Source organism: Streptomyces sp. TLI_185, from assembly GCF_003814765.1.
GTDB lineage: Bacteria > Actinomycetota > Actinomycetes > Streptomycetales > Streptomycetaceae > Streptomyces.
Window position 1 is genome coordinate 5,295,744 of the sequence record NZ_RKRB01000001.1, and the last position, 24,061, is coordinate 5,319,804.

Consider the following 24,061-nt stretch of genomic DNA (forward strand, 5'->3'; position numbering starts at 1 on the left):
GGGGCGGGGGAAGGGGGGAGGGGGGAGGGAGGGGCCCCCGATGCGATGACCTTGCGCCGCACTGGCCGCCTCCGCCGTGGCCTACGCTGGGCGGGTGACGAGCCCGGAAGCTGAGCAGGGTGGTGTCGCCGGCGAGCCGCAGGCGACGCCCCAGGACGGTGCGCCGCGTCCCGAGGAGCGGCTGGAGCGGGCCGTGCGGGCCGCCGAGCAGGCGCTGATCGAGTACGAGATCGCTGTCGAGACCTTCCGCGTGGAGGTCGAGAACTTCTCCCGGCTGCACCACCAGAAGCTCGGCCCGATGTACGCCCGTCTCGACGAGCTGGACGCGCAGATCGCCGAGGCCCGCGCCGCCCGCACCGGCGATCCCGAGGACCGTCGCAAGGCGGACGAGGCCCGGGCCCGGGTGCTGCCGATGCCCGGCGTCGAGGAGCTGTTCCACGGCTGGATGGACGGGGAGGGGCTCTTCCCGGAGGCCGTGGCGATGCTCACGGACCAGCCGGTGCGGCCCCCGCAGCGGGTGCGCCCCAGCGACGAGGCCCGCAAGCTCTACCGTGAGCTGGCCCGCAAGGCCCACCCCGACCTGGCCCAGGACGACACCGAGCGGGCGCGGCGCGAGGAGTTCATCACCCGCGTCAACGCCGCCTACGCCCGCGGCGACGAGCCGCTGCTGCGGGAGCTGGCAGAGGAGTGGGCCAGGGGTCCGGCTCCCCAGGAGCGCGGTCCGAGCCGCAGCGAGGAGCTCTACGCCCGCCTCGAATGGCTCGCCCAGCGCAAGGAACTGCTCTCGCTGGTCGCCAAGGACCTGGAGGAGAGCGCGATCGGCGCGATGCTCCGGCTGGCGCCGGACGATCCGGACCGGCTCCTGGAGGAGATCGCCGAGAAGCTCCTGGCCGATGTGTCCCAGCGCGAGGCGGAGCTCGCCGAGCTGCTGGGGTAGCCCCGCCGCTCGGGCAGCCGGTTCCGTCTCCGGCCGCGTCGGGTAGCGTCTTGGGCATGCATTTCGGAGCTGGTGTGCCCACGGTCGAGGTCGGGGACCTCAAGGACGGCGACTTCCTGCTGGACGTCCGCGAGGACGACGAGTGGCAGGCGGGTCACGCCGAAGGGGCACTGCACATCCCCATCAGTGATTTCGTCGCCCGCTACGGCGAGCTGACCGAGGCCGCGCCGCAGGACGGCCGCGTCAACGTGATCTGCCGCTCCGGCGGCCGCTCGGCGCAGGTCGCGATGTACCTCGTGCAGCAGGGCATCGATGCGGTGAACGTCGACGGCGGCATGCAGGTGTGGGCGGCTGCGGGCCGCCCGGTCGTGACCGACGAGGGGCAGCCCGGGTTCGTCCTGTAGCTCGCGGCGGCCGCTGCGGTCAGCCCAGCGGGTGCGCCGCCAGCAGGTCGCCGAGGGCGTCTTCGTGCGCTGCCGGCGGGCCGAGCTGCAGTTCCAGGTGCTTGGCCCAGGCGTGGTACCGGTGCAGGGGGTATTCGACGTCCGCCCCGAACCCGCCGTGCAGATGCTGTGCCGTCTGCACGACCCGCCGTACGCCCTCCGACGCCCAGATCTTGGCGACGGCGACGTCACCGGAGGCGGGCAGTACGCCGGGTGCTCCCGAGGCGATCCGCCACGCGGCCTGCCACAGCGTGGCCTCCATCGCGCGCAGGTCGATGTACCGGTCGGCGGCCTGCACGGCGACGGCCTGGAACGTGGCGACGGGGTGTCCGAACTGCTCCCGTTTGCCGGTGTATTCACTGGTCATCGCGAGGACCCGTTCGCCGAGCCCGAGGGCCAGCGCGCACGTTCCGGTCGTCAGCAGTTCGCGCAGCCACTCCCATGCGCCGTCGGCGTCGATGACGTCACGGGCCGGGATCCGTGCGGACTCCAGACGCAGTTCGCCGAGCCGCTCGCCGGTGGTGGAGACCTGCTCGCCGAGCCCGACGCCCTGATGGATGCGGGGGATCACGGCGAGGAGGGTGCGGTCGGCGGTCGTATGGGCGGGTACGACGACGAAGTCGGCGGTGTGCGCCCAGGGCACGGCGGTCTGCACCCCGTCCAGGAGCCACTGGTCGCCCTCCTGCCGTGCGGTCACGGCGAGTTCGGCCGGGTCGTGGCCGGTGCGGCCGTTCGCGGCGACGGTCAGCACCGCCTCGCCCCGCCCCGCGCGGGGGAGCAGCGCCGACTTCAACTCCTCGCCGCCGTATGCCTGTACGGCCGCCGCGGCCGCGCTGGTCTCCAGCAGCGGAACGCGTGCCAGTACCCTGGCCGACTCCCGCAGCACCAGGCAGAGCGCGATGGCGTCCAGGCCCGCCCCGCCGTACTCCGCGCCGAGCAGCAGGCTCAGCAGGTCCGCCTCGGCGAGCCGGGTCCACAGTGCGCGGTCGAAGTCCTCGGCGACGGCGCCGGGTACGAGTGAGGGGCTGGGCACCGCGTCCGGCTCGACCCCGGCGAACACCCCCCGCGCCGCCTCGGCCGCCGCCTGCTGCTCCTCGGTGAAGGTGAAGTCCACGGTCCTGTCCCTCCGGAGGGTCCGCTGATCTGACGGACCGTCAAGATAGAACAGGTTCTAGAAGAAGGGAACGGTCCGCCGACTCCGGACCCTGGCCGTGCGTTCAGCGGTCGAAGTCCAGCTCCACCTTCTCCGTCACCGGATGCGACTGGCATGCCAGCACGTATCCCGCCTCCGTCTCCTCCGGTTCCAGCGCGAAGTTGCGGTCCATGCGCACCTCGCCGGTGACCAGGAAGGCCCGGCATGTGCCGCACACCCCGCCCTTGCAGGCGTAGGGCGCGTCGGGCCGGTTGCGCAGGACCGTCTCCAGCAGGGACTCGCCGTCCTGCACGGGCCAGGTCCCGCCGCGGCCGTCGAGCCGGGCGGTGACCGTGCTGTGCGCGGGGGCCGTCGCGGTCGGAGCGGGGACGGCGGCGTCGACGTGGAAGATCTCCTCGTGGATGCGCGTGCGCCCCACACCGAGCCCGCGCAGGGCCCGCTCGGCCCCTTGGACCAGCCCGAACGGCCCGCACAGGAACCATCCCGCCACCTGTCCCACCGGCAGCAGCGCCGGCAGCAGCCCGGTCAGCCGCTCCTGGTCGAGCCGCCCGGACCCCAGCCCCGCCTGCTGTTCCTCCCGGGACAGCACCGTCACCAGCTGCAGCCGTCCCGGATACCGGTCCTTCAGATCGGCGACCTCGTCCAGGAACATCGTCGAGGCGGCCGTACGGTCGCTGCGTATCAGACAGAACCGGGCCTCCGGCTCGCGCGCCAGCAGCGTCGAGGCGATCGACAGCACCGGGGTGATGCCGCTGCCGCCGACGATCGCCGCGTACAGGGCGGGCGCCGGGTCGAGGGTGAAGCGGCCGGCCGGGGTCATCACCTCCAGCTCGTCGCCGACGTCGATCTCCTTGAGTGCGTACGTCGAGAAGGCCCCGCCCTCGACCAGGCGCACGCCGACCCGCAGGGTGGCAGGGCCCGCGCCGTCGGGGGCCGGTGCCGGGGAGCAGATCGAGTACGTGCGCCGTATCTCCTCCCCGTCGACCAGGCGCCGAAGGGCCAGGTGCTGGCCGGCGGCGTGCCGGTACTCCTCGCGCAGCTCCTGGGGCACGGTGAGGGTGAGGGCCACGGAGTCGTCGGTGAGCCGGTCGACCGCTGCCACCCGGAGCGTGTGGAAGCGGGCCATCACAGCTCCTTGAAGTGGTCGAAGGGTTCACGGCAGGACAGGCAGCGCCGCAGCGCCTTGCAGGCGGTGGAGGAGAAGCGGCTGAGCAGCTCGGTGTCGGTGCTGCCGCAGTGCGGGCAGTGCACCGGCTCCAGCGTGCGGGTCGGGCCCAGCGACACGGAGACGGGTCCGGACGCCTCTCGCACGCGCGGGGGCGCTATCCCGAACTCCCGCAGCTTGCGCCGCCCTTCGGCTGTGATGTCGTCCGTCGACCAGGCGGGCCGCAGCACGGTGCGGACGGTGACGTCCCGTATGCCGTGCGCGTGCAGCACTCGCTCTATGTCCAGGGACATCGCCTCGATGGCCGGGCAGCCCGTGTAGGTCGGGGTCAGCTCGACCTCGACCGAGTCCGCGCCGCGCACATGCACCGCGCGCAGGACGCCGAGCTCCTGGAGGGTGAGCACCGGCAGTTCGGGGTCGGGCACCGAACCGGCGATCTCTAGGAGTTCGGACTCCAGGGCGGTGGTCGTCGTCACCATGACGCCCCCGGATGGCTGCGGTGCAGGTGCTGCATCTCGGCGAGCATCCGGCCGAAGGACTCGGTGTGCACGCCCTGACGGCCCGCGCCGGCCGTCCACGCCCCGGCGCGAGGTCCCTCGGGGACCGTCAGGGTCGCGCGGTGCAGCACGGCCCGGACGGACTCCAGCCAGGCCGTCTCCATCCCGGCCAGGTCGACGTCCAGGCCGTCCACCCGCTGGAACATCTCGCCTGTGAAGCGCCACAGAGCCGTGCACGCACGCTGCATGCGCTCGTGGCCGGTCTCCGTGCCGTCACCGAGCCGCAGGGTCCACTGCTCGGCGTGATCGCGGTGGTAGGCGACCTCCTTGACGGCCTTTGCGGCGAGGCCGGCGAAGGGGCCGTCCGTGGCGGCCAGTTCGGCGTACAGCAAGTGCTGGTAGGTGGAGAAGTAGAGCTGCCGGGCGATGGTGTGGGCGAAGTCGCCGTTCGGCTGTTCCACCAGCTGGAGGTTGCGGAAGGCGCGCTCCTCGCGCAGATACGCCAGCTCGTCCTCGTCGCCCACCGTCGACAGCAGCACGCGGGCCTGACCCAGCAGGTCCAGCGCGATGTTGGCGAGGGCGACCTCCTCCTCCAGGACGGGGGCGTGGCCCGCCCACTCGCCGAGACGGTGCGAGAGCACCAGGGCGTCGTCGCCGAGAGCCAGGGCAGCGGTCGTGGCAACCGCGGCCGTTTCAGGAGCCGTCACAGGTGCTTCACCCCCTCCGGGATCTCGTAGAACGTCGGGTGTCGGTACGGCTTGTCGGCGGCCGGCTCGAAGAACGGGTCCTTCTCGTCCGGGGAGGACGCGGTGATCGCGGACGACGGGACGACCCAGATCGAGACGCCCTCGCCGCGGCGGGTGTACAGGTCGCGGGCGTTGCGCAGGGCGAACTCCGCGTCCGGCGCGTGCAGGCTGCCGGCGTGGGTGTGGGAGAGGCCGCGGCGTGAGCGCACGAAGACCTCCCACAGGGGCCAGTCGGTGTTCGTCATGCTCGCGTCGCTCCTGTCTCGCCGGACCTGCTCGCTTCGCCGGTCCTGCTCGTGTGCTTGGCCGCGTAGGCTGCGGCCGACTCCCGTACCCACGCGCCTTCTTCGTGCGCGCGCCTGCGCTGGGTGAGCCGCTGCTCGTTGCACGGGCCGTTGCCCTTGAGGACTTCTTTGAACTCCGTCCAGTCGATCCGGCCGAAGTCGTAGTGCCCCCGCTCCTCGTTCCACCTCAGGTCCGGGTCGGGGAGGGTGAGGCCCAGCGACTCGGCCTGGGGGACGCAGATGTCGACGAAGCGCTGGCGCAGCTCGTCGTTCGAATGCCGCTTGATCTTCCACGTCATCGACTGCGCGGAGTGTGCCGACTCGTCGTCGGGGGGACCGAACATCATCAGGGACGGCCACCACCAGCGGTTCACCGCGTCCTGCGCCATCGCCCGCTGCTCCGGGGTGCCGCGGCCGAGGGCCAGCAGCAGCTCGTAGCCCTGGCGCTGGTGGAAGGACTCCTCCTTGCAGATGCGGACCATCGCGCGCGCGTACGGGCCGTAGGAGCAGCGGCACAGCGGGACCTGGTTGGTGATCGCGGCGCCGTCCACGAGCCAGCCGATCGCGCCGACGTCCGCCCAGGTCAGCGTCGGGTAGTTGAAGATCGAGGAGTACTTCTGGCGGCCGGAGTGGAGCTTGTCGAGCAGCTCGTCGCGGCTGGTGCCGAGGGTCTCTGCGGCGCTGTACAGGTAGAGCCCGTGTCCGGCCTCGTCCTGGACCTTGGCCATCAGGATCGCCTTGCGGCGCAGGGAGGGCGCGCGGGTGATCCAGTTGGCCTCCGGCTGCATGCCGATGATCTCGGAGTGGGCGTGCTGCGCCATCTGCCGGACCAGCGTCGCGCGGTAGGCGTCGGGCATCCAGTCGCGCGGCTCGATGCGTTCGTCGGCGGCCACGGCGGCGTCGAAGGCGCGCTCGTAGGCCCCGGTGTCGGCGGTGTCTTCCGCGGTGCCGTACGCCTGGTGCGCGGCTGCTGTCGCCATGAGGTCCCCCTCGACCTGGGCTCTGTCCGGAGCTGGCTCCCGACCGATCGTTCGGTTCGTGCGATTCCATGGTGGGACGGGCGCCGTAAGGTGTCAACCGCTGTGGATAACTTGCGGGCGTGTCCTGTGGACAAACCGGGCGACCTCGCGTACGCCGCGGCGAGGTCGGCCCGACAGGGGCTGTGCCGCGAGGGCGGGCCTGAGTACCGTGCCCGTGCGAGTGCGGTGGCGTGGTGCGCACACGCGGTACGGCGCCCCGCGGCCGGGCGGCCGGAAGACGGACCGGGATCGGGAGACGGGGCGGAATGGACGCGTACGGCACAGACTCGGACGCCCGGCACGGGCCGGACGGACCGGGCAGGCCAGGCAGTGCGCCCGAGCCGGATGCTCCGCCCGAGCCGCACGGGTCGGCGGTGCCGGACCGCCCGGCCGTGCCGGACAGCCCGGCCGTGCCGGACAGCCCGCCCGAGCCGGCCGGACCGGGCCCGGCGGACGATCCGCAGGACGCCTCGACGGACGCCGCCGAACTCGATTCCGGCGCCTTGGCCTTCTCGGTCGCTCCCGCTCCCGGCCCGCACGCCGAACCCCGCACCGGGGTGGCCGCTCTCTCCCTGCGCTACCAGATCGGCGCCGCGCTGGCGCTGGCCGTCGTCGCCGTCGTCGTGTGCGTGCACGTCGGCATGGTCTTTCTGCACGTCGCGCCGTCAAACACCCTGACGAAGGCGCACGGCAAGGCGATCGACGACTGGATCTACCCGGAGTTCGAGCAGAACTGGAAACTCTTCGCGCCGAACCCGCTGCAGCAGAACATCGCCGTCCAGGTCCGCGCCGAGGTGCAGGAGAAGGACGGCGCGGTGCGGACCACCGGCTGGTACGACCTGTCCGCCCAGGACGGGCAGGCCATCGACGGCAATCTGCTGCCCAGCCACACGGAGCAGAACGAGCTGCGCCGGGCCTGGGACTTCTTCGTCGCCACGCACGACAGCAACAACCGTCCGGCGGGGCTGCGCGGCACCCTGTCCGAGTCGTATCTGCGGCGCATAGTGGTGCTCCGCCTGGGCCGCGACGACGCGGCCGGGAAGGGCGGGGTCATCGACCAGGTCCAGGTCCGTTCCCGTACCACCAATGTGCCCCCGCCGAAGTGGAGCACCGAGAAGATCTCCGACAAACCCATGGACCGGGTGCTGCCGTGGTGGCCGGTCGCCGCCGCAGACACCGACGGAGGCACTCGGTGAACCGCTTCGCCCTCTCGGTCTCCTCCGCCATCGCCCGCATCACGGAATCGGCGCTCGGGCCCTACCAGTGCGCCGTGATCCGCATCGGCTTCAGCGCGACCTGGCTGCTGTTCCTGCTCCGCGAGTTTCCCCATCGCGAGGAGCTGTACGGTCCCGGCAGCCCGTGGAGCTGGGACCTCGCCCAGCAGCTGATCGCGTCCAACAGCGCCTTCACGGCCCTGATGTGGTCGGACGGCCGGGGCTGGTTCGAGTTCGTCTACGCGCTCGCCGCCCTCTCGAGCGTCCTGCTGCTGCTCGGCTGGCGCACCCGCACCATGTCCGTGCTGTTCATGATCGGTGTGCTTTCGCTGCAGAACCGCAGTGTCTTCATGGGGGACGGCGGCGACAACGTCCTGCACCTGATGTCCGTGTACCTGGTGTTCACGCGCTGCGGCCGGGTCTGGTCGCTGGACGCACGGCGGGCGGAGCGGGCACGTCAGGCACGCGCGCGTGGAGAGCATGTTTCCGACCGGGTCGGCCCGGTGCTGTGGGCTGTGCTCGGGTTCGCGCTGGTCGCGGTGACGGTCGGCGGGCGGTTCGACGGCGCCGATCCGACCGTGCCCGTGATCCTGTGGAGCGTCTGGCTCGCGCAGGCCGTGTGGTGGCTGGTCGGGCGCCGGGCGAAGAGCCGGGAGCCCAGGATCCTGCTGGACGTCGTCGCCAACATCGTGCACAACGGCGCCCTGTTCGTGATCATGACCGAGGCCTGTCTGATCTACGCGACGGCCGGCTGGTACAAGATCCAGGGCACGCGCTGGCAGGACGGCACCGCGGTCTACTACCCCCTTCACCTCGACTACTTCTCGCCCTGGCCCGGGCTCGCCGACCTGCTGTCGTCCAGCGGCACCATGGTGATGCTCGTGACGTACGGGACGGTCATCGTGCAGGTCGCCTTCCCGTTCACGCTGTTCAACCGGCGGGTCAAGAACGTCCTGCTGGCGGCCATGATGACCGAGCACGCCGTGATCGCCGTCGTCCTCGGCCTGCCGTTCTTCTCGCTGGCGATGATCGCGACGGACGCGGTCTTCCTGCCGACGTCGCTGCTTCACCGCCTCGGCGGCTGGGCGGCACGCGCGCGTGGCCGCTTCCTCGCCCGCGGCGGCCGTACGACGCCGTCCGGGCCGCGAGCCCCAAAGAGCCCCGAGCCCACGCAGCTGAGCTCGACGGTGTGAGCCATGCACCCGTGCTCCACGGCGTGAGCCCGGGTCCGACGCGCACGTAGGCTGCACGCCATGACCGATCCCACCCTCGACCCCGTGACTGCCTGGCGCCGGATCGCCGGGACCTGCGTGCTGCTCGACGGTTTCCACGCCCTCAAGCACGCCGTGCGTTTCGGAGCCGAGGTCCCGGTGGCGGTCACCGCCGACCGGGGGGCGGCGCTCGCCCTCGCCGACGAGCTCGCCCCCGATGTGCGGGCAGCGCTGGGCGGCCTCCTCACCGAGGTGCCGGAGCCGGTGTACCTGAGCCTGGTGCCGCGTCCGCATCCCACCGCCGTCGCCGCCTTGGCCGTACGACCGTCCCGCGCGGCCAATCTCGAGAAGCTCGCGCACACTCCGCGCACCGCCCCCGTGGTGGTCCTCGACAACCCGCGCAACCTCGGCAACGCGGGCGCCGTGATCCGTCTGGCCGCCGGTTTCGGCGCGACCGGCGTGGTCACCACCGGCACGCTCGACCCGTGGCACCCCACGGTGGTGCGCGGCGGCGCGGGACTGCACTTCGCGACCGCCGTGGAACGGCTGGCCGCCGACGAGCTGCCGGCGGGCCCGCTGTTCGCTCTCGACCCGGAGGGCGACGACATCCGGGGCGTCAAGCTCCCGGACGACGCCGTCCTCGCGTTCGGCTCCGAGCGCAGCGGCCTGTCGGCCGAACTCCGCGCGCGTACCGACCACTTGCTGTCGCTGCCGATGCGCCCCCAGGTCTCCAGCTACAACCTCGCGACCAGTGTGGCCATGACGCTGTACCACTGGAGTGCCACCGGGGGCGTGATCAGTTCCTAGGCCTCGCGGCGCACCTCGACCACACGGAAGCGGTTGGCGACGAACGCGCCGTCGGTGAGCGCGGCGTTGGCCGCCGGGTTGCCGCCCGAGCCGTGGAAGTCCGAGAACGCGGCCGTCTGGTTGACGTACACCCCGCCCGTGAGGTTCAGCGACAGCTGGGCGGCCTCCTCCAGGCAGACCTCCTGGACCATCTGCTCGACCTCCTCGTCGGTCGTGTACGCGCCGACCGTCATCGCGCCCTTCTCGCGGATGGTGCGGCGCAACAGCTCCGCCGCGTCCGCCGCGGAGTCGACCGCGACGGCGAAGGAGACCGGGCCGAAGCACTCGCTCATGTAGGCGGCCTCGTCGTCCGGCTTGGCGCCGTCCAGCTTCACGATCACGGGCGTGCGTACGACCGCGTTCGGGAACTCCGGGTTGCTGATCTCCCTGGAGGCCAGGGCGACCTCACCGAGACCGGCAGCCGCCTCCAGGCGGGCCTTCACGTCCGGGTTGACGATCGCGCCGAGCAGGGCGTTGGCGCGCGCGTCGTCGCCGAGGAGACCGTCGACCGAGCGGGCGAGGTCGGCGACCACCTCGTCGAAGGTCCGGGGGCCCTCGTCGGTGCGGATGCCGTCGCGGGGGATCAGCAGGTTCTGCGGGGTCGTGCACATCTGGCCGCTGTACAGGGACAGCGAGAAGGCCAGGTTGGAGAGCATGCCCTTGTAGTTCGCGGTCGAGTCCACGAGGACCGTGTTGACGCCGGCCTTCTCCGTGTAGACCTGCGCCTGGCGGGCGTTGGCCTCCAGCCAGTCACCGAACGCCGTCGAACCCGTGTAGTCGATGATCCGGATCTCCGGGCGCGTGGCCAGCGTCTTCGCGATGCCCTCGCCGGGGCGCTCGGCGGCCAGCGCCACCAGGTTCGGGTCGAAGCCCGCCTCGGCGAGCACCTGGCGCGCGACCTGCACGGTGAGCGCGAGCGGCAGCACCGCGCGCGGGTGCGGCTTCACCAGGACCGCGTTGCCGGTGGCGAGGGACGCGAACAGGCCCGGATAGCCGTTCCACGTCGGGAAGGTGTTGCAGCCGATCACCAGCGCGGTCCCGCGCGGGACCGCGGTGAACTGCTTGTTGAGCGCCAGCGGGTCGCGCTTGCCCTGGGGCTTGGTCCACTCCGCGGTGTCGGGGGTGCGGACCTGCTCCACGTACGCGTACGCCACCGCCTCCAGGCCGCGGTCCTGGGCGTGCGGGCCGCCCGCCTGGAACGCCATCATGAAGGCCTGGCCGGAGGTGTGCATGACGGCGTGCGCGAACTCGTGCGTCCGGTCGCTGATCCGCCCCAGGATTTCCAGACACACCACCGCGCGCGCCTCCGCGCCGGCGTCGCGCCACGCGCGCTGTCCGGCCTTCATGGCGGGCAGCAGCTCGTCGACGTCCGCGTGCGGGTAGGTCACGCCCAGCTCGATGCCGTACGGCGAGACCTCGGCGCCCACCCAGTCGTCCGTGCCGGGCTGGCCCAGGTCGAGGCGGGTGCCGAGAAGAGCGTCGAAGGCGGCCTTGCCCGCGGCCGCGTCCAGGCTGCCGTTCTCGCCGTACGCCTTGGGGTGTTCGGGGTGCGGGGACCAGTACGCGCGCGTGCGGATCGCTTCGAGCGCCTGGTCGAGGGTGGGCCGGTGCTTGGCGATCAGCTCGCGGGTGGTCAGTTCGGCGGCCATGCGGGACCAACTCCTCGTCTTGAGAACTCTTCGTCGAGCTCATGACCTGGCAGAAACATGGGCAGGAACAGCCGGTCAGAGTTAGAGTAACCGAACGATCGGTCGGGACAAGGGGGCCTGCCGCATCTGTGGAAAACCCCGTGCGGGAGGATCGCGCACATGACAGCACTCGACCTCAGCAGCCCCGTGGCCGTCGTCGGCACCGGCACCATGGGCCAGGGCATCGCCCAGGTCGCGCTGGTCGCAGGCCATCGCGTACGGCTCTACGACGCCGCTGCCGGGCGCGCCTCGGAAGCGGCCGCGGCGATCGGCGCCCGCCTGGACCGGCTCGTCGAGAAGGACCGGCTCACGGCCGCCGACCGGGACGCCGCGCGCGACCGGCTGCTGCCCGCCCGGAGCCTGACCGACCTCGCGGACTGCTCCCTGGTCGTCGAGGCCGTCCTGGAGCAGCTGGACGCCAAACAGTCCCTGTTCCGTGAGCTGGAGGACATCGTCGCCGAGGACTGTCTGCTGGCGACCAACACCTCCTCCCTCTCCGTCACCGCCATCGGCGGCGCCCTGCGCCACCCGGGGCGCTTCGTCGGCCTGCACTTCTTCAACCCCGCGCCGCTGCTCCCCCTCGTCGAGGTCGTCTCCGGGTTCGCCACCGACGTCTCGTCGGCCACGCGCGCGTACGAGATGGCGCGCGCCTGGGGCAAGACACCGGTCGCCTGTGCCGACACCCCCGGCTTCATCGTCAACCGCATCGCCCGGCCCTTCTACGCCGAGGCCTTCGCCGTGTACGAGGCCCAGGGCGCCGACCCCGCCACCATCGACGCGATCCTGCGCGAGTCCGGCGGCTTCAGGATGGGTGCCTTCGAACTGACCGACCTCATCGGGCAGGACGTCAACGAGTCCGTCACCCACTCCGTGTGGCGGTCCTTCTTCCAGGACGTGCGCTTCACGCCCTCGCTCGCCCAGCAGCGCCTCGTCGAGTCGGGCCGGCTCGGCCGCAAGAGCGGTCAGGGCTGGTACGAGTACGGGGACGGCGCCGAGCGCCCCGAGCCGCACACCGCGGAGCCCGCGCAGCAGCCCGCGTACGTCGTCGTCGAGGGCGACCTGGGCCCCGCCTCCGAGCTGCTCGCGCTGATCCGCGAGGCGGGCATCGCCGTGCGTGAGGAGGAAGAGGACCACGGCACCCGCCTGGTGCTGCCGAGCGGCGGCCAGCTGGCGCTCGCCGACGGCCAGACCTCCGTCGAGTTCCGCGACGTCGTCTACTTCGACCTCGCCCTCGACTACCGGCGGGCCACCCGTATCGCCCTGTCCGCGTCCCAGGACACCTCGCCGGGGACCCTCGCCGAGGCCACCGGCCTCTTCCAGGCGCTCGGCAAGGACGTCAGCATCATCGGTGACGTCCCCGGCATGATCGTGGCCCGCACGGTCGCCCGGATCGTCGACCTCGCGCACGACGCCGTCGCCAAGGGCGTGGCCACCGAGGAGGACATCGACACCGCGATGCGCCTGGGAGTCAACTACCCGCTCGGGCCCTTCGAGTGGAGCCGCAGGCTGGGCCGCAACTGGGCGTACGCCCTCCTCGACGACCTGCACCTGCGCGACCCCTCCGGGCGCTATGCGCCGTCGCTGGCGCTGTACCGGCACGCGTACGCCTCCGACAAGCGGGAGGGCAGCCAGTCATGACCACCGCCAAGCGCGACACGTACACCCCGGAGACGCTGCTGTCCGTCGCCGTCCAGGTCTTCAACGAACGCGGCTACGACGGCACCTCCATGGAGCACCTCTCCAAGGCGGCCGGCATCTCCAAGTCGTCGATCTACCACCATGTGGCCGGCAAGGAGGAACTGCTGCGCCGGGCCGTCAGCCGGGCGCTCGACGGGCTCTTCGGGATCCTCGACGAGGAGCACGCGCGCGTGGGGCACGCCGCCGAGCGCCTCGAGTACGTCGTCCGGCGCATGGTGGAGGTGCTGATCGGCGAGCTGCCGTATGTGACCCTGCTGCTGCGTGTGCGCGGCAACACGGCCACCGAGCGGTGGGCCCTGGAGCGGCGCCGCGACTTCGACCACCAGGTGGCCGAGCTGCTGAAGGCGGCGGCCGCCGACGGGGACGTACGTGGTGACGTGGAGGTGCGGCTCGCGACCAGGCTCGTCTTCGGGATGATCAACTCGATCGTCGAGTGGTACCGGCCCGACGGGCGGGGCATGAGCGAGCGCGAAGTGGCCGACGCAGTGGTGCAGTTGGTCTTCGGAGGGCTGCGCAAGGAGGCCTGAGCGGCCTCGCAGGGCTCAGCCCTGGGGCTCCAGGTCCTCCTCCTCGAACACCAGCAGCGTGCGCGTGCTGAGCACTTCGGGCATCGCCTGCAGCCGGGTGAGCACCAGCTCGCGCAGCGCCCTGTTGTCCGAGGTGTGCACCAGCAGCAGGACGTCGAAGTCGCCGCCCACCAGGGCGATGTGGGACGCCCCGGGCAGCTGTCTGAGCTGCTCGCGCACCGTGCGCCAGGAGTTCTGGACGATCTTCAGGGTGATGTACGCCGAGGTGCCCTGACCTGCGCGCTCGTGGTTGACGCGGGCGCCGAAGCCGCGGATGACGCCGTCCTCGATGAGGCGGTTGATACGCGCGTAGGCGTTGGCGCGTGAGACGTGCACCCGTTCCGCGACCGACCGTATCGACGCACGGCCGTCCGCCTGGAGCATCTGCAGGATGTCCAGATCGATGGCGTCGAGGGGCCGCGGCGACGGCAGGGGACTTCCGCCTTCCGCCCCTTCGGCCATTTGTTCAGGTGCCATGTCCCCCCGCCTCCCTACCATGGACGTACTGCGTTCATTTCAGGTTGTGGAGAACCGTTTGTCCACAGCCTGAAGGTGCCTGTAGCCAAAATGTGCCGACGACCGAACAATCGGTAGGTGAGGCGCATCACAGCCGTGGCGCGCCTGAAGCCGCTCCCACGAGGAGGTGCCGTCATGACGGTCATGGAGCAGCGGGGCGGGTATCGGCCATCGCCGCCCCCCGCCTGGCAGCCCCGCACGGACCCCGCGCCGCTGCTGCCCGACGCGGAGCCCTACCGCGTCCTCGGCACCGAGGCGGCCGCGAAGGCCGACCCGGCCCTGCTGCGCCGCCTGTACGCCGAGCTGGTGCGCGGCCGCAGGTACAACGTGCAGGCGACCGCCCTCACCAAGCAGGGCCGCCTCGCCGTCTACCCGTCCAGCACCGGCCAGGAGGCCTGCCAGGTCGCCGCCGCGCTCGCCCTCGAGGACCGCGACTGGCTCTTCCCCAGCTACCGCGACACGCTCGCCGCGGTCGCCCGCGGCCTGGACCCCGTCCAGGCGCTCACTCTGCTGCGCGGCGACTGGCACACCGGCTACGACCCGCACGAGCACCGTGTGGCCCCCCTGTGCACCCCCCTCGCCACCCAGCTCCCGCACGCCGTCGGCCTCGCGCACGCCGCCCGCCTCAAGGGCGACGACGTGGTCGCGCTCGCCATGGTCGGCGACGGCGGCTCCAGCGAGGGCGACTTCCACGAGGCGCTGAACTTCGCCGCTGTCTGGCAGGCGCCGGTGGTCTTCCTGGTCCAGAACAACGGCTTCGCGATCTCCGTCCCGCTGGCCAAGCAGACCGCGGCCCCGTCGCTGGCCCACAAGGCCGTCGGCTACGGCATGCCCGGCCGCCTGGTCGACGGCAACGACGCGGCCGCCGTGCACGAGGTCCTCACCGACGCCGTGCGGCAGGCGCGCGAGGGCGGCGGCCCCACCCTGATCGAGGCGATCACCTACCGCATCGACGCCCACACCAACGCCGACGACGCGACCCGCTACCGCGGCGACACCGAGGTCGAGGCCTGGCGCGCCCACGACCCCATCGTGCTCCTGGAGCACGAACTGACCGAGCGCGGCCTGCTCGACGACGACGCCATCCGGGCCGCCCGCGACACTGCCGAGACCATGGCAGCCGACCTGCGCGAACGCATGAACCAGGATCCGGTCCTCGACCCCATGGACCTGTTCGCCCACGTGTATGCCGAGCCCACCGGGCAACTGCGCGAACAGCAGGCCCAGTTGCGGGCCGAGCTGCACGCGGAACAGGAAGGCGGCCACTGATGACCACCGTCGCCCTCAAGCCGGCCACCATGGCGCAGGCGCTCACGCGCGCGCTGCGCGACGCCATGGCCGCCGACCCCACCGTGCACGTCATGGGCGAGGACGTCGGCACCCTCGGCGGTGTCTTCCGTGTCACCGACGGACTCGCCAAGGAGTTCGGCGAGGACCGCTGCACGGACACCCCGCTGGCCGAGGCGGGCATCCTCGGCACCGCGGTCGGCATGGCGATGTACGGCCTGCGCCCGGTCGTGGAGATGCAGTTCGACGCGTTCGCCTACCCGGCGTTCGAGCAGCTGATCTCGCACGTGTCCCGGATGCGCAACCGCACCCGCGGCGCAATGCCCCTCCCGCTCACCATTCGCGTCCCCTACGGCGGCGGCATCGGCGGTGTCGAGCACCACAGCGACTCCTCCGAGGCGTACTACATGGCGACTCCGGGGCTCCATGTCGTCACGCCCGCCACCGTCGCCGATGCCTACGGCCTGCTGCGTGCCGCCATCGCCTCCGACGACCCGGTCGTCTTCCTCGAACCCAAGCGCCTGTACTGGTCCAAGGACTCCTGGAACCCCGAGCACCCGACGGACGTTGAACCGATAGGCCGCGCGGTGGTGCGGCGCCCGGGCCGCAGCGCCACACTCGTCACCTACGGACCGTCCGTGCCCGTCTGCCTCGAAGCCGCCGAGGCCGCGCGGGCCGAGGGCTGGGACCTCGAAGTCGTCGACCTGCGCTCCCTGGTGCCGTTCGACGACGAGACGGTCTGCGCCTCGGTACGGCGCACCGGGCGCGCGGTCGTCGTGCACGAGTCGGGCGGGTTCGGCGGCCCGGGCGGGGAGATCGCGGCCCGTGTCACGGAGCGCTGCTTCCACCACCTGGAGGCGCCGGTGCTGCGCGTGGCCGGGTTCGACATCCCCTACCCGCCGCCGATGCTGGAGCGCCACCACCTGCCCGGCGTGGACCGCATCCTGGATGCCGTGGGGCGTCTGCAGTGGGAGGCCGAGAGCTGATGGCACAGGTGTTGGAGTTCAGGCTCCCCGACCTCGGGGAGGGGCTCACCGAGGCGGAGATCGTCCGCTGGCTGGTGGAGGTCGGCGACGTCGTCGCGGTCGACCAGCCGGTCGTCGAGGTCGAGACGGCCAAGGCGCTGGTCGACGTGCCCTGCCCCTACGGCGGCGTGGTCACCGCCCGCTTCGGCGAGGAGGGCACCGAACTGCCCGTCGGCGCACCACTGTTGACGGTCGCGGTCGGACCGGCGGCTTCAGGGGGTGAGACCGAGGGCTCGGGCAACGTGCTGGTGGGATACGGCACTTCGGAGGCGCCCGCGCGACGCCGGAGGGTACGGCCGGGACAGACGGCGCCCGCCGCGCCCCGGGAGGCGAACGGAAGCTCCGGCGCACGCGAGGCGGCGGACGGACCCGTCCCCGTGATCTCGCCGCTGGTGCGCCGGCTCGCCCGGCAGAACGGCCTGGACCTGAAGGAGATGACGGGCTCCGGCCCCGACGGGCTGATCCTGCGCGCGGACGTCGAGTACGCGCTGCGTGCCGCCGAGGCACAGGGCCGGACGGCCGAGCCGGCCACCCGACCCCAGGCACCCGCGCCGACCGCCACCGCGGCACCCGCCACCGGCCTCCGCATCCCCCTCAAGGGCATCCGGGGCGCCGTCGCCGACAAGCTCTCCCGCAGCCGCCGCGAGATACCGGAGGCGACCTGCTGGGTGGACGCCGACGCGACCGAGCTCATGCGCGCGCGTGCCGCGATGAACGCCTCGGGCGGGCCGAAGATCTCCCTCCTCGCCCTGCTGGCCCGCATCTGCACGGCCGCCCTCGCCCGGTTCCCCGAGCTCAACTCCACCGTCGACATGGAGGCCAGGGAGGTCGTGCAGCTCGACCAGGTGCACCTCGGCTTCGCCGCGCAGACCGAGCGCGGCCTCGTCGTGCCGGTCGTACGGGACGCCCATGCGCGCGATGCCGAAGCGTTCACCGCGGAGTTCGCCCGGCTGACCGAGGCGGCCCGCACCGGCAACCTCACACCCGGGGAACTCACCGGTGGCACCTTCACGTTGAACAACTACGGCGTGTTCGGTGTCGACGGGTCCACGCCGATCATCAACCACCCCGAGGCCGCCATGCTCGGCGTCGGCCGCATCGTCCCCAAGCCGTGGGTGCACGAGGGCGAGCTCGCCGTGCGGCAGGTCGTCCAGCTCTCGCTCACCTTCGACCACCGGGTGTGCGACGGCGGCACGGCAGGCGGCTTCCTGCGGTACGTGGCGGACTGCGTGGAACAGCCTGCGGTCCTGCTGCGCACGCTGTGACGGCGAGGACGCCCGCACGTTCCGTGTGACGCCCATGCGTTCCCTGTGATCGTGACGGCACGCATACTCGGGGGATGACCTCGCACGAGCCCTCCGGCGACCGCGGCGCCGCCCCGGCGCACGACGCGTACGACGCCGTCGTGCTCGCCGGGGGCGCCGCCCGGCGGCTCGGCGGCGCCGACAAGCCCGGCCTGCGCGTCGGCGGCCGGGCGCTGCTCGACCGGGTGCTGACCGCCTGCGCCGGCGCCCGCACGACCGTCGTCGTCGCCGACTCCCGGCCCACCGCCCGGCCCGTGCGGTGGGCCCGCGAGGACCCGCCCGGCGGGGGACCCCTCGCCGCGCTCGGCGCCGGACTGCACCACACCACCGCCGGGCAGACCGTGGTTCTCTCCGCCGACCTGCCGTTCCTCGGGACGGCGACCGTGCGGCGGCTGCTGAGCGCACTGCAGGTGAGCGACGCCGAAGGCGTCCTGCTCACCGACGGCGACGGCCGCGACCAGCCCCTCGTGGCCGCCTACCGCACGCACGCGCTGCGCCGCGAACTGGCCGCGCTCGCCACCGAGCACGGCAGCCTCACCGGGCTGCCGCTGCGCCGGCTGACCGCCGCCCTCCACCTCACCCGCGTCCCGGACCCCGTCGCCTCCTTCGACTGCGACACCTGGGACGACATCGCCTCCGCCAGGGCACGCATCAGGGAGCATGGGCACGTGTTGGATGAATGGATTTCCGCAGCCAAGGACGAGCTGGGCATCGACCTCGACGTCGACACCGGTGTCCTGCTCGACCTCGCCCGCGACGCCGCACACGGGGTGGCCAGGCCCGCGGCACCCCTGACCACCTTCCTCGTCGGCTACGCGGCCGCCCAGGCCGGCGGGGGCCCCGAAGCCGTCGCCGAAGCCGCCCGCAAGGCCGTGGCCCTCGCCCTGCGCTGGGCCGACGAGGACGACGAGACGGACAAGGCCGCCGGCGCCAAGTCCGACGCCGGCTCCGACACCCGCCCGGACGCCGGATGACCGCCCGCTCCACCCGGCCCGGCGAGGACGTCGAGGACCTCGACGTCGAGGAGGTGCTCGCCCTGGTGAAGGAACCCGACCACCGCGCCCCCGACCACCGCACCCCCGGCGACTCCGCGCCTGTGCCCGCCCCGCAGGCTGCCCACCCCGCCGCGCCGCACAAGCCCGACGCCCACCACAGGGCCACCCCCTGGCCCGAGGCCCGGTCGATCGCCGCCCGCGCCGCCCGGTCCGGCGCCCGCCGCCCCCTCGTCTCGGTCCCCCTCGAAGCCTCCCTCGGCCTCACCCTGGCCGCCCCCCTCACCGCCCTCACCGACCTGCCCTCCTTCGACACCTCGGCGATGGACGGCTGGGCGGTCGCGGGACCCGGCCCCTGGGACGTACGGGACAAGGGCATCCTGGCCGGACACGCCGAGCCCGGAGCCCTCACCGACGGCGAGGCCGTCCGTATCGCCACCGGCGCCCGCATCCCCCCGGACACCACCGCCGTGATCCGCAGCGAACACGGCCGCACCGACGACAAGGGCCGCCTGCACGCCACCCGCGAGGTGCAGCACGGCCAGGACATCCGCCCCCGCGGCCAGGAGTGCCGCACCGGCGACCAGCTCCTGCCCGTCGGCGCCCTCGTCACCCCGGCCGTGCTCGGCCTCGCCGCGGCCGCCGGCTACGACACCGTCACCGCAGTCCCCCGCCCCCGCGTCGAAGTCCTCGTCCTGGGCGACGAGCTGCTCACCGAGGGACGGCCGCACGACGGCCTGATCAGGGATGCCCTCGGCCCGATGCTGCCGCCCTGGCTGCGCGCGCTGGGCGCCGAGGTGACCTCCGTACGAAGGCACGGGGACGACGCCAAGGCCCTGCGCAAGGCCATCACGGGCTCCGAGGCCGACCTGATCGTCACCACCGGCGGCACCGCCTCCGGACCGGTCGACCACGTCCACCCGACCCTTCAGCGCATCGGCGCCGAACTCCTCGTGGACGGCGTGAAGGTGCGCCCCGGCCACCCCATGCTGCTGGCCCGCACCAAGGAGAACCAGCACCTCGTCGGACTGCCCGGCAACCCCCTCGCCGCCGTCTCCGGCCTGCTCACCCTCGCCGAACCCCTGCTGCGCACGCTCGCCGCACGCCCCGCTCCGGAGCCGTACGCCCTGCCGCTCCAGGACGGGGTGCACGGGCATCCGTACGACACCCGGCTCATCCCCGTCGTGCTGCGCGGCGACAGCGCCGTGCCGCTGCACTACAACGGTCCGGCCATGCTGCGCGGCATCGCGGCGGCCGATGCCCTCGCGGTCGTGCCACCGGGCGGCGCCCGCCCGGGTCAGGAACTGGAGCTCCTCGACCTGCCCTGGGCGTCCGCCGGAATCGGGGTGTGTTTCACGTGAAACTTCCGGGCCATGACGCGATCGCCCGCCAGGCGGACGAACATCTCGTGACCCATCGCGTGAGACTGCCGAGGAAGGTGGTCGAGCGGCCGATACGCCAGGTCGCCAAACGGCTGTTACTGGCCCTGGGGGTCCTGGTCGCGACCGCCCTGATCGTCTACGCAGACCACGACGGCTACAACGACAACTCCGACCGGGCGGTCGACCTGCTGGACGCCTTCTACTACGCGACCGTCACCCTCTCCACCACCGGATACGGCGACATCACGCCGGTCAGCGACACCGCCCGGTTCACCAACATCTTCGTCGTCACGCCGCTGCGCGTGCTCTTCCTGATCATCCTGGTCGGCACCACGCTCGAGGTCCTCACCGAGCGCACCCGGGAGGAATGGCGACTGAACCGCTGGAGGTCCACCTTGCGCGACCACACCGTCGTCGTCGGCTTCGGCACGAAGGGGCGCTCGGCGATCCAGACCGTGTGTGCGACGGGACTGAAGAAGGAGCAGGTCGTGGTGGTCGACCCCAGCTCCAAGGTGATCGAGGCGGCGACGGCCGAGGGCTACGTCGGTGTGGTCGGGGACGCGACGCGCAGCGACGTGCTGAAGCGGGCCGAGGTGCACCGGGCGCGGCAGATCATCATCGCCACCCAGCGCGACGACACGGCCGTACTCGTCACGCTGACGGCACGGCAGCTCAACCGCGGGGCGAAGATCGTGGCCGCGGTCCGCGAGGAGGAGAACGCGCCGTTGCTCCAGCAGTCCGGCGCCGACGCGGTCATCACCAGCGCCAGCGCCGCCGGCCGCCTGCTCGGCCTGTCCGTGCTCAGCCCGGCCGCCGCCATGGTCATGGAGGACCTCATCCAGCAGGGCAGCGGCCTCGACATGGTCGAGCGGCCGGTCGTGAAGGCCGAGGTGGGCAAGACGCCGCGGGAGACCGAGGACCTGGTCGTGAGCGTCGTACGCGGGCACCGGGTGCTCGGATACGACGATCCGGGCATCGGGACACTGCAGTTGACGGACCGGCTGATCACCATCGTCCGGGCGTCGCCGGGCACACAGGTCGCACCCGACGTCCGGCGCGTCCCGCAGGACTGAGATCCCTCAGGGCCGAGGCCGCGACGCCTTCGCGGGGGAGCCGAGGAGTAGCGTCCTGCCCATGCATGCGATCACGATTCCCCAACCTGGTGGGCCCGAGGCGCTGGTGTGGGACGAGGTCCCGGATCCGGTGGCCGGCGAGGGCGAGGTCCTGGTCGAGGTGGTGGCCAGCGCCGTCAACCGCGCCGACATCCTGCAGCGGCAGGGCTTCTACGACCCGCCGCCCGGCGCGTCCCGCCATCCCGGTCTGGAGTGCTCCGGCCGGGTCGCCGCGCTCGGTCCCGGAGTCTCCGGCTGGGCGGTCGGCGACGAGGTGTGCGCGCTGCTCGCGGGCGGCGGCTACGCCGAGAAGGTAGCGATCCCGGCCGGCCAGCTGCTGCCGGTTCCCAAGGGCCTCGACCTCAGGCAGGCGGCCGCGCTGCCCGAGGTGGTCTGCACGGTCTGGTCCAACGTCTTCATGATCGCCCACCTGCGCCCCGGCGAGACGCTGCTCGTGCACGGCGGCTCCAGTGGCATCGGCACCATGGCCATCCAGCTCGCCAAGGCCGTCGGCGCAAAGGTCGCCGTCACGGCCGGCACCAAGGAGAAGCTGCAGCAGTGCGCCGAACTGGGCGCCGACATCCTGATCAACTACCGGGAACAGGACTTCGTCGCCGAGGTCAAGAAGGCCACGGACGGCGCGGGCGCCGACGTCATCCTCGACAACATGGGCGCCAAGTACCTGGACCGCAACGTCCAGACCCTCGCCGTCAACGGCCGGCTCGCGATCATCGGCATGCAGGGCGGCATCAAGGGCGAGCTGAACATCGCCGCGCTCCTGAGCAAGCGGGCCGCGATCAGCGCGACCTCGCTGCGGGCCCGCCCGCTCCCCGAGAAGGCGGCGATCGTCGCGGCCGTACGCGAGCATGTGTGGCCCCTGCTCGACGCCGGCCATGTCCGCCCCGTCGTCGACCGCGAACTCCCGATGGACGACGCGGCGGCGGCCCACCGGGTCGTCGAGGAGAGCGGACACGTGGGCAAGGTGCTGCTGGTCGTGCCCTGAACGCCCCGAGTCCGCTACGTCCGCCGCATCCGCAGGCCGATGAAGGCGAGCCCCAGACCGAGCCCGATCAGGACCAGCCCGCTGCCCAGTGGAAGGATCCGCAGGACGGGTTCGGCGGGCTGCTCGGCCGCGTGAGCCGCGGGACGCTGCGCGGGCCTGGAGGGCACCAGGCCCGCCTCCGCGGGCGGCGACGCCGAGGCGGCCTGGCCCGCGTCCGTCTCCCCCTCCCTGGAAGCCGATTCCTCGTCCCCCTCGTCCGACGGGGCGGATGCGTCCGCGCCCGCCGTCTCCCGTCGTCCCGGTCGCTCCCGGCCCTCACCTGCCCGGCTCCCGGCGCGGGACGGCCCGGGGGAGGCGGTGGAGGAGGCAGAGGCAGACGGAGAGGCAGCCCGGGAAGCAGCCGCAGGGGCTCCCTCAGCAGCCGTACGACCAGCGTCGTGCGTCGAAACGCTCCCGCGCCCCGGTACGGCCTCGTGCGTCGAAACGCTTCCGTGCGTCGACACACCTCCGTGCGACGCAATGGCCCCGTACGACGCACCACCCCCGTACGGGATCACCAGTACGCCCGCCCCCACCCCCACGACCAGTCCGGCCCCCTTCAAAGCACGCAGCCATGGATTCACGCCCCAAGCGTCACATTGGCCCGTACTTCCGGCATTCCGGGTTCCGCCAAAAGTCCGAACCCGCTGCACAATCCGGGTATGTCGATTCGTCACGGGCTGCCGGCGCTCCTCGAAGACGACCCCGCTACGGCTCCCGGCTGCGCACCGAGTACGAGGCGCGCACGGCCGGCACCCGGCCGCTGAACATCGGGCAGGGCCACACGACCCTCGGCCGGCTGGAACGGGACGGGATGGTCCTCCAGGACCCGCGAGGACGAGGCCGGGCGGGTGCTGTACGCGCTGACCGAGGCGGGGCCGGGCCGGGCCGGGTTGCGGGCCTGGTATGCGCCTCCCGTGCAGCGGGCCGCTCCACCGCGCGACGAGCTGGCGATCAAGCTGGTCCTGGCGGTCGGGGCGCCCGGCGTCGACGTGCGGAAGGTCGTCGAGGCGCAGCGCCGGCATGTGGCGGATCCGCTGCACGAGTACGTACGGCGGCGGGCGCAGGCGCTGGGCCGCACGCCCGGCCACCTGGACGAGCCGGCGCGGCTGCTGGTGCTGGTGCTGGTGCCGGAGCAGCTCATCTGCCACACGGAGGCCGAGATTGGCTGGCTGGACCTCCCCCAGTTCCCGATTCCCGACGTCGCTCGAACCGGGGGCCCCACCGAGGCCCGGCTGCTGCGGCTCAGGACGGAAACTCACGCGCCGTGACGGAAACTCCCGCACCGTAAACGGTGGATCACCCTCCACGGGGGGCACCACGGTGATGAGATGCACACGTGCGAGAGAATGGCGGCATGGAGATGCCGAGGAACGACAGGTCGCCGGACAACCCCCAGATCCTGGTCGTGGGCCAGGACGGCATGGCGATTGGCGGTGGGGACGAGGACTCCCGCGAGATTCCGGTGACGGAGCAGGTCGAGCAGCCGGCCAAGGTGATGCGGATCGGCAGCATGATCAAGCAGCTCCTGGAGGAGGTGCGCGCCGCTCCCCTGGACGAGGCGAGCCGGGCCCGGCTCAAGGAGATCCACCGCAGCTCGGTGAAGGAGCTGGAGGACGGGCTGGCGCCGGAGCTGGTCGAGGAGCTGGAGCGGCTCTCGCTGCCCTTCACGGACGACGGCACGCCCAGCGACGCCGAACTGCGCATCGCGCAGGCCCAGTTGGTGGGCTGGCTGGAGGGCCTCTTCCACGGCATCCAGACCACGCTGTTCGCCCAGCAGATGGCCGCGCGGGCGCAGTTGGAGCAGATGCGGCGCGCGCTGCCGCCGGGCGTGGGTCACGAGATGGGCGAGGAAGGCCACACGGCCGGCCGCTCGGGCGGGCCGTACCTGTAGCCATCTGGACGACCTCTGGCGACGTATGCGAAAGGGCCCG

General features: G+C 72.3%; 25 protein-coding genes. 16 read left to right on the forward strand and 9 right to left on the reverse strand.

The annotated features are described in order from the left end of the window. Positions 1–94: 94 nt before the first annotated feature. A complete protein-coding gene (locus EDD92_RS24370) occupies positions 95–937 on the forward strand; it encodes a J domain-containing protein (RefSeq protein ID WP_123966258.1) in 843 nt (280 codons plus the stop codon). A gap of 74 nt (positions 938–1,011) precedes the next feature. Continuing rightward, entirely contained in the window at positions 1,012–1,341 is a 330-nt protein-coding gene (locus tag EDD92_RS24375; protein WP_030939073.1) for a rhodanese-like domain-containing protein, read from the forward strand. 19 nt (positions 1,342–1,360) lie between these two features. On the opposite strand, the gene EDD92_RS24380 is transcribed toward EDD92_RS24375, so the two are convergent. The 6 genes from EDD92_RS24380 to paaA form a co-directional block, all read right to left on the reverse strand. Continuing rightward, positions 1,361–2,494 carry an acyl-CoA dehydrogenase family protein gene (locus tag EDD92_RS24380; protein WP_123966259.1) on the reverse strand — a complete coding sequence of 378 codons (1,134 nt, stop codon included), beginning with the start codon at positions 2,492–2,494 and terminating at the stop codon, positions 1,361–1,363. Between the two features lie 103 nt (positions 2,495–2,597). Next, positions 2,598–3,659 carry a 2Fe-2S iron-sulfur cluster-binding protein gene (locus tag EDD92_RS24385; RefSeq protein WP_123966260.1) on the reverse strand — a complete coding sequence of 354 codons (1,062 nt, stop codon included), beginning with the start codon at positions 3,657–3,659 and terminating at the stop codon, positions 2,598–2,600. Beyond that, a complete protein-coding gene (paaD, locus tag EDD92_RS24390; protein ID WP_123970520.1) occupies positions 3,659–4,174 on the reverse strand; it encodes a 1,2-phenylacetyl-CoA epoxidase subunit PaaD in 516 nt (171 codons plus the stop codon). The genes EDD92_RS24385 and paaD overlap by 1 nt, the downstream gene beginning before the upstream one ends. Further along, positions 4,171–4,902 carry a 1,2-phenylacetyl-CoA epoxidase subunit PaaC gene (gene paaC, locus EDD92_RS24395; RefSeq protein ID WP_123966261.1) on the reverse strand — a complete coding sequence of 244 codons (732 nt, stop codon included), beginning with the start codon at positions 4,900–4,902 and terminating at the stop codon, positions 4,171–4,173. The genes paaD and paaC overlap by 4 nt, the downstream gene beginning before the upstream one ends. Next, positions 4,899–5,186, reverse strand: a complete 288-nt coding sequence (gene paaB, locus EDD92_RS24400; RefSeq protein WP_057606276.1) for a 1,2-phenylacetyl-CoA epoxidase subunit PaaB — start codon at positions 5,184–5,186, stop codon at positions 4,899–4,901. Before paaB ends, paaC begins: the two co-directional genes overlap by 4 nt. After that, entirely contained in the window at positions 5,183–6,205 is a 1,023-nt protein-coding gene (paaA, locus tag EDD92_RS24405) for a 1,2-phenylacetyl-CoA epoxidase subunit PaaA (RefSeq protein WP_123966262.1), read from the reverse strand. The genes paaB and paaA overlap by 4 nt, the downstream gene beginning before the upstream one ends. 305 nt (positions 6,206–6,510) lie before the next feature. Here paaA and EDD92_RS24410 point away from each other — a divergent pair, with 305 nt between their 5' ends. The 3 genes from EDD92_RS24410 to EDD92_RS24420 are packed head-to-tail and all read left to right on the forward strand — an operon-like array spanning position 6,511 to position 9,476. Further along, positions 6,511–7,440, forward strand: coding sequence for a DUF5819 family protein (locus tag EDD92_RS24410; protein ID WP_123966263.1), 930 nt, complete (start codon positions 6,511–6,513; stop codon positions 7,438–7,440). After that, positions 7,437–8,651 carry an HTTM domain-containing protein gene (locus EDD92_RS24415; protein WP_123966264.1) on the forward strand — a complete coding sequence of 405 codons (1,215 nt, stop codon included), beginning with the start codon at positions 7,437–7,439 and terminating at the stop codon, positions 8,649–8,651. Before EDD92_RS24410 ends, EDD92_RS24415 begins: the two co-directional genes overlap by 4 nt. A 60-nt stretch (positions 8,652–8,711) precedes the next feature. Further along, entirely contained in the window at positions 8,712–9,476 is a 765-nt protein-coding gene (locus EDD92_RS24420) for an RNA methyltransferase (RefSeq protein ID WP_123966265.1), read from the forward strand. Here EDD92_RS24420 and paaN read toward each other — a convergent pair. Continuing rightward, positions 9,473–11,164 (reverse strand): phenylacetic acid degradation protein PaaN, encoded by a 1,692-nt coding sequence (gene paaN / locus EDD92_RS24425; protein WP_123966266.1) that lies wholly within the window; start codon positions 11,162–11,164, stop codon positions 9,473–9,475. The two genes, EDD92_RS24420 and paaN, sit on opposite strands and share 4 nt — an antisense overlap. A 159-nt stretch (positions 11,165–11,323) precedes the next feature. Between paaN and EDD92_RS24430 the strand changes: the two genes are divergently transcribed. Both EDD92_RS24430 and EDD92_RS24435 read left to right on the forward strand, forming a co-directional pair. Then, positions 11,324–12,841 carry a 3-hydroxyacyl-CoA dehydrogenase gene (locus tag EDD92_RS24430; RefSeq protein ID WP_123966267.1) on the forward strand — a complete coding sequence of 506 codons (1,518 nt, stop codon included), beginning with the start codon at positions 11,324–11,326 and terminating at the stop codon, positions 12,839–12,841. Further along, complete coding sequence (locus tag EDD92_RS24435; RefSeq protein WP_123966268.1) at positions 12,838–13,428, forward strand: TetR/AcrR family transcriptional regulator; 591 nt, start codon at positions 12,838–12,840, stop codon at positions 13,426–13,428. Before EDD92_RS24430 ends, EDD92_RS24435 begins: the two co-directional genes overlap by 4 nt. Positions 13,429–13,443: 15 nt before the next feature. Here the strand turns inward: EDD92_RS24435 and EDD92_RS24440 are convergent, their stop codons facing one another. Further along, complete coding sequence (locus tag EDD92_RS24440; protein ID WP_399183887.1) at positions 13,444–13,944, reverse strand: Lrp/AsnC family transcriptional regulator; 501 nt, start codon at positions 13,942–13,944, stop codon at positions 13,444–13,446. Between the two features lie 174 nt (positions 13,945–14,118). Between EDD92_RS24440 and pdhA the strand changes: the two genes are divergently transcribed. From pdhA to EDD92_RS24475, 7 genes are all read left to right on the forward strand, one after another. Then, complete coding sequence (pdhA, locus tag EDD92_RS24445) at positions 14,119–15,252, forward strand: pyruvate dehydrogenase (acetyl-transferring) E1 component subunit alpha (RefSeq protein ID WP_123966269.1); 1,134 nt, start codon at positions 14,119–14,121, stop codon at positions 15,250–15,252. Then, complete coding sequence (locus EDD92_RS24450; RefSeq protein ID WP_030939119.1) at positions 15,252–16,256, forward strand: alpha-ketoacid dehydrogenase subunit beta; 1,005 nt, start codon at positions 15,252–15,254, stop codon at positions 16,254–16,256. The genes pdhA and EDD92_RS24450 overlap by 1 nt, the downstream gene beginning before the upstream one ends. Continuing rightward, a complete protein-coding gene (locus EDD92_RS24455) occupies positions 16,256–17,560 on the forward strand; it encodes a dihydrolipoamide acetyltransferase family protein (RefSeq protein WP_123966270.1) in 1,305 nt (434 codons plus the stop codon). The genes EDD92_RS24450 and EDD92_RS24455 overlap by 1 nt, the downstream gene beginning before the upstream one ends. Before the next feature lie 74 nt (positions 17,561–17,634). Further along, entirely contained in the window at positions 17,635–18,573 is a 939-nt protein-coding gene (locus EDD92_RS24460; protein WP_123966271.1) for an NTP transferase domain-containing protein, read from the forward strand. After that, on the forward strand, positions 18,570–19,952 hold the full coding sequence (locus EDD92_RS24465; protein ID WP_123966272.1) for a molybdopterin molybdotransferase MoeA: 1,383 nt from the start codon (positions 18,570–18,572) through the stop codon (positions 19,950–19,952). The genes EDD92_RS24460 and EDD92_RS24465 overlap by 4 nt, the downstream gene beginning before the upstream one ends. After that, positions 19,940–21,046 (forward strand): TrkA family potassium uptake protein, encoded by a 1,107-nt coding sequence (locus EDD92_RS24470; protein ID WP_123966273.1) that lies wholly within the window; start codon positions 19,940–19,942, stop codon positions 21,044–21,046. Before EDD92_RS24465 ends, EDD92_RS24470 begins: the two co-directional genes overlap by 13 nt. Positions 21,047–21,107: 61 nt before the next feature. Further along, entirely contained in the window at positions 21,108–22,088 is a 981-nt protein-coding gene (locus EDD92_RS24475; RefSeq protein WP_123966274.1) for an NAD(P)H-quinone oxidoreductase, read from the forward strand. Positions 22,089–22,102: 14 nt separating this feature from the next. Here the strand turns inward: EDD92_RS24475 and EDD92_RS49955 are convergent, their stop codons facing one another. Beyond that, entirely contained in the window at positions 22,103–22,255 is a 153-nt protein-coding gene (locus tag EDD92_RS49955; protein ID WP_185124513.1) for a hypothetical protein, read from the reverse strand. 723 nt (positions 22,256–22,978) lie between these two features. On the opposite strand from EDD92_RS49955, the gene EDD92_RS24485 reads away from it, so the two are divergent. Both EDD92_RS24485 and EDD92_RS24490 read left to right on the forward strand, forming a co-directional pair. Further along, complete coding sequence (locus EDD92_RS24485; RefSeq protein WP_399183893.1) at positions 22,979–23,398, forward strand: hypothetical protein; 420 nt, start codon at positions 22,979–22,981, stop codon at positions 23,396–23,398. A gap of 86 nt (positions 23,399–23,484) precedes the next feature. Further along, positions 23,485–24,021 (forward strand): bacterial proteasome activator family protein, encoded by a 537-nt coding sequence (locus tag EDD92_RS24490; RefSeq protein WP_123966276.1) that lies wholly within the window; start codon positions 23,485–23,487, stop codon positions 24,019–24,021. Positions 24,022–24,061 lie beyond the last annotated feature (40 nt).

Coding starts and splice junctions, on each gene's coding strand:
- EDD92_RS24385 (WP_123966260.1), bottom strand. CDS start 3,659: ATGGCCCGCTTCCACACGCTCCGGGTGGCAGCGGTCGACCGGCTCACC.
- paaB (WP_057606276.1), bottom strand. CDS start 5,186: ATGACGAACACCGACTGGCCCCTGTGGGAGGTCTTCGTGCGCTCACGC.
- paaA (WP_123966262.1), bottom strand. CDS start 6,205: ATGGCGACAGCAGCCGCGCACCAGGCGTACGGCACCGCGGAAGACACC.
- EDD92_RS24410 (WP_123966263.1), top strand. CDS start 6,511: ATGGACGCGTACGGCACAGACTCGGACGCCCGGCACGGGCCGGACGGA.
- EDD92_RS24420 (WP_123966265.1), top strand. CDS start 8,712: ATGACCGATCCCACCCTCGACCCCGTGACTGCCTGGCGCCGGATCGCC.
- paaN (WP_123966266.1), bottom strand. CDS start 11,164: ATGGCCGCCGAACTGACCACCCGCGAGCTGATCGCCAAGCACCGGCCC.
- EDD92_RS24430 (WP_123966267.1), top strand. CDS start 11,324: ATGACAGCACTCGACCTCAGCAGCCCCGTGGCCGTCGTCGGCACCGGC.
- EDD92_RS24435 (WP_123966268.1), top strand. CDS start 12,838: ATGACCACCGCCAAGCGCGACACGTACACCCCGGAGACGCTGCTGTCC.
- EDD92_RS24440 (WP_399183887.1), bottom strand. CDS start 13,944: ATGGCACCTGAACAAATGGCCGAAGGGGCGGAAGGCGGAAGTCCCCTG.
- pdhA (WP_123966269.1), top strand. CDS start 14,119: ATGACGGTCATGGAGCAGCGGGGCGGGTATCGGCCATCGCCGCCCCCC.
- EDD92_RS24450 (WP_030939119.1), top strand. CDS start 15,252: ATGACCACCGTCGCCCTCAAGCCGGCCACCATGGCGCAGGCGCTCACG.
- EDD92_RS24455 (WP_123966270.1), top strand. CDS start 16,256: ATGGCACAGGTGTTGGAGTTCAGGCTCCCCGACCTCGGGGAGGGGCTC.
- EDD92_RS24460 (WP_123966271.1), top strand. CDS start 17,635: ATGACCTCGCACGAGCCCTCCGGCGACCGCGGCGCCGCCCCGGCGCAC.
- EDD92_RS24465 (WP_123966272.1), top strand. CDS start 18,570: ATGACCGCCCGCTCCACCCGGCCCGGCGAGGACGTCGAGGACCTCGAC.
- EDD92_RS24475 (WP_123966274.1), top strand. CDS start 21,108: ATGCATGCGATCACGATTCCCCAACCTGGTGGGCCCGAGGCGCTGGTG.
- EDD92_RS24490 (WP_123966276.1), top strand. CDS start 23,485: ATGGAGATGCCGAGGAACGACAGGTCGCCGGACAACCCCCAGATCCTG.